The organism is Colwellia sp. BRX10-9 (genome assembly GCF_014077405.1).
In the GTDB taxonomy this organism is placed as follows: Bacteria; Pseudomonadota; Gammaproteobacteria; order Enterobacterales; family Alteromonadaceae; genus Colwellia_A.
In genome coordinates this window covers 1-8247 of the sequence record NZ_JACGVV010000060.1, presented here as the reverse complement: position 1 = coordinate 8247, position 8247 = coordinate 1, and the positions used below count along the sequence as shown (strand labels likewise).

Below are 8247 nucleotides of genomic sequence, written 5' to 3'. Positions count from 1 at the left end.
TCATGAAGTAGATGCCAGTAAATATCAGTTATTGGCGCAGTGGCAAGGACAGGGGCAAAGCGAGCAACATAAAGAAACTAACATCATTGGGTCATTATTATCGTTACCCCATTTACCTTTAACCAATAGCACCGATGTTGATTCATTATTTACTCATCTAAAACAACTACCTTCGGTCAGTCTTTTCGCTACAAAACAGCGAATTGTCCAGTCTGAGATTGAACTTGCTCGTATTGAAACTAAACCACTATGGAAATTTACAACGGGATTAAGACGTTACGAAACAACCGATGATTTTGGTTTAGTCGCTGGAATTTCAATTCCTTTTGGTGATAGCAATCAAAATCAAGGGAAAATAAATGCGTTACACGCCTCTAAAACTGAATTAGAAACAGCGTCACAAGCACTCGTTCATCAATTGAATACCCAGTTGTATGTGCTTATTGAACAAATGAAACACAGCCAACATGTCATTCATGCTATGACTGAAAACCTTATACCTGTGCTTGAACAAGCTTTTGTTGAAGCTGAAAAAGCTTACAAAATTGGCCGATATAGCTATACCGAGTGGACAAATACTCAAAAAGAATTATTAGATGCTCAGTCAGACTTGATTGCTGCTTATCAAAATGCACATTTAAACAATATTGAAATAGAACGATTAACGGGTACGTCTCTAGTTGCCATTAATAAAAACGCTAATACACCTTTTAACGCTCAATCTATTGAAAAAAATAACGAGAAATAATCATGAAATCAACATTTAAAATATTAACTCTAATCAGCACACTGTGCTTTGTTAGCTTAAGTACAAGTTTCTCTAGCCTTGCCGTTTCAGAGCAAAAGGTAGAAGAAGCCGAGCCAGAGAAAGGGCCGAATCGTGGACGACTATTGAAAAAAGATAATTTTGCCATTGAACTATCCATTTTTGAAACGGGAGTACCCCCTGAGTTTCGTGTGTGGGCAACTGAGAATGGAAAAGCTATCGACCCTGCGAAAGTAGAGCTAAATGTAAAATTGACCCGATTAGGTGATGGTGTCGATGACATTAATTTTTTTCAAGAAGGCCAGTATCTTCGTGGTGATATGGTTATCTACGAACCTCACTCATTTATTGTCTCTCTAACGGCTAAATACCAGGGAAAAACTTACAGTTGGCAATATGACAATTTTGAAGGTCGAACAAGTATTGATGAAAAAATTGCAGAGGCAATGGAAATTAGTACTGAAGTTGTCGGGCCATCAACATTCCATGAAAGCATTGAGGTGTTTGGAAACTTAACGTTACCAGCCGATGCTAGCAGTAATGTTTACGCTCGATTCGATGGACTGGTTAAAAAAGTTCACGTCAAGCTAGGTGATGCAATTAAGAAAGGTCAATTGTTACTCACTCTGGAAAGTAATGAAAGTTTGCAATCTTATCAGGTGACATCAACTCAAAAAGGCATTGTGAGTGCGGTTAACGTTACTTCTGGTGAGCAATCTAAAGGCCGAATATTACTTACGGTGACTAATGATGAAACCTTAGTTGCGGAGCTAGCTGTTTTTCCTTTGGATTTAGCCAAAATTAATATTGGCGCAAAAACAACGCTTAACATTAATGGTGTTGAAGAACAGTACACAAGTAAAATTGATAGCCGAGTATTAAAAGTTAGGAATGATCAGGCGAAGCTATTTCGTGTCTTAGTAAACAATAGTGATTCCTTATTATCTGAAGGCTCTTTTGTAAGTGCAAGAATTGAAATTGGCTCATTTGACGTAGCGATGGCGGTAAAGCGTAACGCATTGCAGAGCTTTCGTGATTTTACCGTGGTTTATGCCAAGGTTGGTAATGAATATGAAGTAAGAATGCTTGAATTAGGCCGCATAGTGGGGGATGAAATTGAAGTGTTAGGCGGTATATCCCTAGGCACTGAATATGTCACTGAGAATAGTTATATTCTCAAAGCCGATGTTGAAAAATCTGGCGCATCACATGACCACTAAAGGTTTCCCTTTTAATTACAACAATCAGTAAAAAAGTTTACGCCTAAAAGACTTACTTTTAAAGGAAAAATAATGCTCGAATATTTACTCAGATTTTCTATTCGTAGAAACTCAATTATTATGTTGGCGGTACTCGCCTTCGCAGGACTTGGTCTTTGGAATTTTACCAAGTTGCCGATCGATGCCGTCCCTGATATTACCAACATTCAGGTAATGATCAACACCGAAGCCCCTGGATATACACCGCTTGAAGTGGAACAACGGGTTACTTACCCATTAGAAACCGCATTGGCAGGCATACCAAATTTAGTGAGTACACGCTCTGTTTCACGTTATGGCTTATCGCAGGTAACCGCCATTTTTAGTGATAATACTGATATTTACTTTGCCAGGCAATTAGTGAATGAACGCTTAGTCTCAGCAAAATCAGATTTACCTTTTGGTTTAGAGCCTGAACTTGGACCTATAGCAACTGGGTTAGGTGAAATATTCATGTTTACCGTGGATTCTGAGCCTAATGCACGTAATGATGAAGGGAAGTTAATAACAGCTACAGATTTAAGAACGGTTCATGATTGGATTATTCGCCCTCAGTTAATGCAAGTGGATGGTGTGGTTGAAGTTAACCCTATTGGTGGTTTTAAACGTGAAATACTTGTTGCCTTTGAGCCTAAAAAGCTACTGGAATTTGGCCTTAATCAGCAAGATATTATTCAAGCGATCGAAAATAATAATGATAATAAGGGCGCTGGGTTTATAGAAAAAAATGGCGCTCAATGGTTATTACGTATTCCCGGACAGGTAGAAAGTTTAGAGGCTATCGCTAATATTCCTGTTAGGACAACTGAAGGAAGTGTAATTCGAATTTCTGATGTCGCTAAAGTACAAGAAGGAAAAGAATTAAGAACAGGTGCAGCAACCCAAAATGGTAGAGAAGTTGTGATGAGTACCGTTTTCATGCTCATTGGTGAGAACAGTCGAAATGTTGCTAAAGCGGTTGGTATAAAGTTAGACGAAGTTAAAGCGAGTTTACCCTCAGGTATTACCGTTACCGCTGTGTATGACCGTACTACCTTAGTTGAAAAGACACTCGATACAGTAAAAATGAACCTCTTTGAAGGGGCGTTATTAGTTATTGTCGTGTTGTTTTTATTGTTAGGCAATATGAGAGCGGCATTACTTACTGCCGCGGTTATCCCATTTGCGATGTTAATGACCGTAACGGGCATGGTACAAGTAGGCGTAAGTGCCAATCTAATGAGTTTAGGGGCGTTAGATTTTGGACTACTTGTTGATGGTGCTATTATCATCGTTGAGAATTGTCTAAGAAAGCTCAGCTCAGCTTCTGCGAATGGTCGTACCATGGCAGTTAATGAACGATTAGCACTGGTCTATGAAGCAACTAAAGAAGTCATCCGTCCGGCATTATTTGGCGTATTTATTATAACTGCTGTTTATTTACCTATTTTTGCGCTTACGGGTGTCGAAGGTAAAATGTTTCACCCTATGGCAATAACCGTTGTTATAGCATTATGTTGTGCAATGTTTTTATCTGTAACTTTTGTTCCGGCAGCTATTGCTATTTTGTTCAAAGGCCCTGTAAAAGAAAAAGAAAATATCATTATAAAATCATCTTTAGCGCTTTATCGTCCCTCTTTAACATTTGCGCTTAAAGTTCGCTGGTTTGTTGTGGTTTTCGCAGTTGGACTTGTTGGCTTAGCAGGATTTTCTGCCAATAAACTTGGTAGCGAATTTGTGCCAAACCTTGATGAAGGTGATATCGCCATGCATGCCTTGCGTATTCCCGGTACATCATTGTCGCAAGCTGTCGCGTTACAAAAAGTCTTAGAAGAAAAAATCAATCAAATGCCAGAAGTTGAACGTGTCTTTGCAAAAATAGGCACAGCCGATGTTGCAACAGATGCTGTACCACCCAGTGTTGCCGATAATTTTATTATTTTAAAACCACGCAGTGAATGGCCAAATCCTAATAAACCTAAAGCACAATTTGTTGAGGAATTAGCAGCCGTAGTAGAGCCTATACCGGGTAATCGATATGAGTTCTTACAACCAATACAAATGCGGTTTAATGAGTTGTTATCAGGAGTTCGTGCAGAGCTGGCTATCAAAGTGTTTGGAGATGATTTTGAGACTTTAGCAGCGTTAGGAAAGAGCATAAACGCAGCTATTATTAATGTTGAGGGGATTGCTGATATTCAAGTAGAGAGAACGACTGGTTTACCACTAATGACGATTAATCCAAAACTTGCCCAGCTAGCAAAATATGGAATAAGCGTGAAGCAACTACAAGATCAACTTTCCACAGCGTTAGGCGGTACGATTGCGGGTAAGTTCTATCAAGGTGATCAACGTGCAGACATAGTAGTACGTCTTCCAGAAGCGCTAAGAACTGATGTTGATGCCTTGGCTTACCTACCAATACAGATGTTCGATAACAGTTATGTTCCATTACAGGAGCTAGCTGAATTGGTATTGGTTGAAGGTGCAAACCAAGTCAATAGAGAAAATGGCAAACGTAGAGTGTTTGTTACCGCTAACGTTCGAGGGAGAGATTTAGGGTCATTTGTTAAGGATATTCAAGCTTCAATTAATGAGTCTGTTGAAATACCTGCGGGTTACTGGATTGAATATGGCGGCACCTACCAAAAATTACAATCAGCATCAGAGCGCCTATCTATCGTGGTTCCTATTACGTTGGTGATGATTATTGGTCTTCTTTTCTTGGCTTTAGGCTCATTTAAAGATTCCATGATTATTTTCACTGGTGTTCCATTAGCCTTAACAGGTGGTATTTTTGCTTTACTGTTGAGAGATGTTCCTTTTTCAATATCAGCCGCTGTTGGTTTTATTGCTTTATCAGGCATCGCTATTTTAAATGGCCTAGTTATGGTCTCGTTTATACGAGAACTTAGACGCGAAGGAGCTGCTTTAGATACGGCTATTATCGAAGGTGCATTGACAAGACTTCGACCTGTGCTAACAACCGCGCTTGTTGCCTCATTAGGTTTTGTGCCTATGGCACTTAATACGGGCATTGGCTCAGAGGTTCAACGCCCACTAGCGACTGTGGTGATCGGAGGGGTGATTTCCTCAACTATATTGACGCTATTCGTTCTTCCAGCTTTATATCGTTTACTACATCGCGAAGAAATCTCCACTGAAACAACTCATTCAAAGGAAACCGTTAATGTTTAATATTATACAGCGATATAGCTTGTCGAGTTTTATCGCTTTACTAGCCATATGGTTACCGATTGAAGCCTTTGCTCATGGTGTCGATGAAAGCACACGAGCATTTTTACTACAAAACACTGGTGTACAAATTATCCCATTTTTGTATATCGGTGCTAAGCATATGGTGACGGGGTACGATCATTTATTGTTCTTAGTAGGTGTGCTGTTCTTTTTATATAGAAGTCGAGATGTTCTATTGTATGTCAGTATGTTTACGCTAGGGCACAGCTTAACCTTATTGTTTGGCGTGATCAGTGACATACAAGTTAATGCTTATGTGATCGATGCCATTATTGGGCTATCGGTTGTTTATAAGGGCTTTGATAATTTAGGTGGCTTTAATCGACTCTTTGGTAAATCACCCAATGCCAAGCTTGCTGTACTGATTTTTGGTCTTTTTCACGGCTTTGGCTTAGCAACCAAGTTACAAGAGTTTCAACTTCCTGATGACGGCTTAATTACTAATTTAATTGCCTTTAATGTTGGGGTTGAATTAGGACAGTTTACCGCCTTGGCCTTTATTCTTTTAGTGATTAATTTTTGGCGTAAACATAGCAGCTTCACTCGCTTTGCGACAAACACGAATTGTTTGTTGATGAGTGCAGGGTTTATGTTGGTAGGTTTTCAACTGACTGGTTATTTCATTAACTAATTTATTAAATTTTTACTATTAAACTTTACCCTAATTTAAGAGATAAAACGATGCAAAAAACAACGCCACAAACTATAACTTTAACGAATTCAGCATTGCTCAAATACACACTGTTTAGCTTAGTCTTTGCAGCAATTACACTTTTAACCATTATATTGCCTGCTGAGTATAATATTGATCCCACAGGGATTGGGCATGAACTTGGACTAACCGTTTTTCACAACGTAAAGGCCGAAGCGTCTACTCCACTCTCTTCACGAGAAGCCGCCGAAAAATCAAAAGTTGCTACAGAAACCATTGAAGTAATTGTTCCTGCTGGTCGCGGTGTTGAATACAAATTTATCATGGCGCAATACCAAAAGCTTGAATATGAATGGATAACAGATAGGTCAGCATTGTATTTTGATTTACATGGCGAACCAGAAGGCGACACAACGGGCTATTTTGAAAGTTATGCAATAGCAACACTGGGTGAAATGAAAGGGAGTTTTACGGCACCATTTGCTGGTTCTCATGGTTGGTATTGGAAAAACACCTCTGACTCCCCAGTCACTGTTCAACTTATTGTAAAAGGTGAATACACCGAGCATGGCCTCAAATAATCACCTCAAATAATCACCTCAAATAATAAAAAAACAAACATACTTTGAATTTAATTAAAATAATTGGAGTACCAAAATGAAAACTTTAATAGCAGCCTTATTCATTACATTGATATGTAGCACAAGTTCAGCATTCGCGCATACTGAACACGGAACAATAAGCCCTAAAGTAGCAACACAAATTGCAGCTAAAGCTACCCAAAAACTGACTTTTAAAGATTTAGGTTTCAAGGTTGGAAAATTAGACTCGAGCTGGAAGAGTTTGACTTCAGAAAGTTTCAAACTACATGCGGCAGAAGCTAACCGTTATATTGTTAGTGCTAACAATAAATCAGAAAATAAAACAATTTATTTCCTGATGACAATGTCAGGCGAAGTATTAAAAGTAAATTCTGAAGCGAAGTTTTAATTTAAAAATTAGGGGAATAACATTCTCCTTTTATCTTGGTACTTTTACATGGAATCGCTCGTATTTCTTTTTATATGAATGAAATATAGCGATTATTCGTTAGTTATAACGGAATTTTGCTCTAAAGATGTTGATGGTTATGCTTTGAGACCTTATATAAAATATATCAGTAATACTCCATTATAGTTATGTTTTCAGGTAACGAGACTGATGAGTACTCAGGCCACAATTGAGGTAGCTAAGAGCCGAGAGGATAGTTAAGTAAAAATAAATCTGAGATTGTCTCGACGCAACCAAGGCTTGTTCAATTAGTTTTTTATAGTTATTAATTCTATTGTTCGAGTGGACAAAAACCTCAAAAAGCTTTGCTGATTGTAAAGGGAATGTGGATTTCATTATATTTATTTTTGCTGACAAGGGAGGGATATATTCCGTAGCGTTTGCCTGAAGCATTAAAACCCTACTGGCATCATATTGAACATTTGGAATATGAGAATAATGCCTGTATTCTAAGTTATTCCTTGGCTAATGGTCAAAATAACGGTGGTGCAGAAGAGCTGGTGTTTAACATTAAGATACAAAATGCTCCTAACAAAAGTGTATTTCCTGGTGTAGGTTAAAGTTATTTATGTAACTTAGCCGTAGGTCAGAAAATAGAGACGCTAGGTCCCTTTTAATATTTTCATGCAAAACCATCAAGTAATAAAACGATGATATTAATCGGCGCTGGATCTGGTATGGCACCAATTAAGTCTTTAATTGAAGAACAATTAATTACCCCCTGAAAATGGTAGTTTAATTAAAAGGGACATTTACTTTTTTGTGGCACTAGAACTGTGTTATCTGGGGCTACTAAAGATTGGCTGAGCACTAAAGGTTATGTTCAAGAATAACTAATATCAAATATTAACAAAATTTTCCAAATCGAAGGTGTTGAATTTAATTTGTATGGGCCATCAGACATGATGAGCACAACCATTGATTTATTGATAACCCAAAGCATTGATGCAAAAAATATTGCATTTGATGAATTTATACAATAACCCATTAATATTTTATTAACGTAGGAGTAAACCATGAAAACTTTAACAAAATTAGCTTTGGTATTGATACCAACCATTACTTTATCAATGACGGCTACAGCACATGATCCAAAATTACATGCAAAAAAAGCTGAAAAAGCTGATTGTAGCAAAATGGATCACAGCAAGATTGATATGAAGGATCCTGTCGCTATCGCCATGATGAAAAAATGTATGAAGCAGGCAGAGAAGTCCAAAGGTAAATTGAAAGATAAAGAAATTAAAATGGAAAAAAAAGAAATAAAAATGAAAGATAAAGAG

Annotated in this window: 8 protein-coding genes; all 8 read left to right on the top strand. The window is 37.9% G+C overall.

Going from position 1 to position 8247, the window contains the following annotated elements; all coding sequences use genetic code 11:
* Positions 1-748, top strand: a 748-nt coding sequence (locus tag H4J69_RS19085; protein ID WP_182252037.1) for a TolC family protein, incomplete at its 5' end; no start/stop codon positions are given.
* Between the two features lie 2 nt (positions 749-750).
* Positions 751-1986, top strand: coding sequence for an efflux RND transporter periplasmic adaptor subunit (locus H4J69_RS19080; protein ID WP_182215855.1), 1236 nt, complete (start codon positions 751-753; stop codon positions 1984-1986).
* A 72-nt stretch (positions 1987-2058) separates the two neighbouring features.
* The gene (locus tag H4J69_RS19075; protein WP_182215857.1) at positions 2059-5202 is read left to right on the top strand and encodes an efflux RND transporter permease subunit; all 3144 of its coding nucleotides are present in this window, start codon (positions 2059-2061) and stop codon (positions 5200-5202) included.
* Complete coding sequence (locus H4J69_RS19070; RefSeq protein WP_182215859.1) at positions 5195-5893, top strand: HupE/UreJ family protein; 699 nt, start codon at positions 5195-5197, stop codon at positions 5891-5893. Before H4J69_RS19075 ends, H4J69_RS19070 begins: the two co-directional genes overlap by 8 nt.
* A gap of 50 nt (positions 5894-5943) precedes the next feature.
* Complete coding sequence (locus H4J69_RS19065; protein ID WP_182215861.1) at positions 5944-6495, top strand: hypothetical protein; 552 nt, start codon at positions 5944-5946, stop codon at positions 6493-6495.
* A 76-nt stretch (positions 6496-6571) separates the two neighbouring features.
* Positions 6572-6904 carry a DUF6488 family protein gene (locus H4J69_RS19060; protein ID WP_182215863.1) on the top strand — a complete coding sequence of 111 codons (333 nt, stop codon included), beginning with the start codon at positions 6572-6574 and terminating at the stop codon, positions 6902-6904.
* 440 nt (positions 6905-7344) lie between these two features.
* Positions 7345-7524 carry a hypothetical protein gene (locus H4J69_RS19055; protein WP_182215865.1) on the top strand — a complete coding sequence of 60 codons (180 nt, stop codon included), beginning with the start codon at positions 7345-7347 and terminating at the stop codon, positions 7522-7524.
* Positions 7525-7980: 456 nt separating this feature from the next.
* On the top strand, positions 7981-8247 hold a 267-nt coding region (locus H4J69_RS19050; RefSeq protein WP_259367779.1), incomplete at its 3' end, for a hypothetical protein.

Coding starts and splice junctions, on each gene's coding strand:
- H4J69_RS19080 (WP_182215855.1), top strand. CDS start 751: ATGAAATCAACATTTAAAATATTAACTCTAATCAGCACACTGTGCTTT.
- H4J69_RS19075 (WP_182215857.1), top strand. CDS start 2,059: ATGCTCGAATATTTACTCAGATTTTCTATTCGTAGAAACTCAATTATT.
- H4J69_RS19070 (WP_182215859.1), top strand. CDS start 5,195: ATGTTTAATATTATACAGCGATATAGCTTGTCGAGTTTTATCGCTTTA.
- H4J69_RS19065 (WP_182215861.1), top strand. CDS start 5,944: ATGCAAAAAACAACGCCACAAACTATAACTTTAACGAATTCAGCATTG.
- H4J69_RS19060 (WP_182215863.1), top strand. CDS start 6,572: ATGAAAACTTTAATAGCAGCCTTATTCATTACATTGATATGTAGCACA.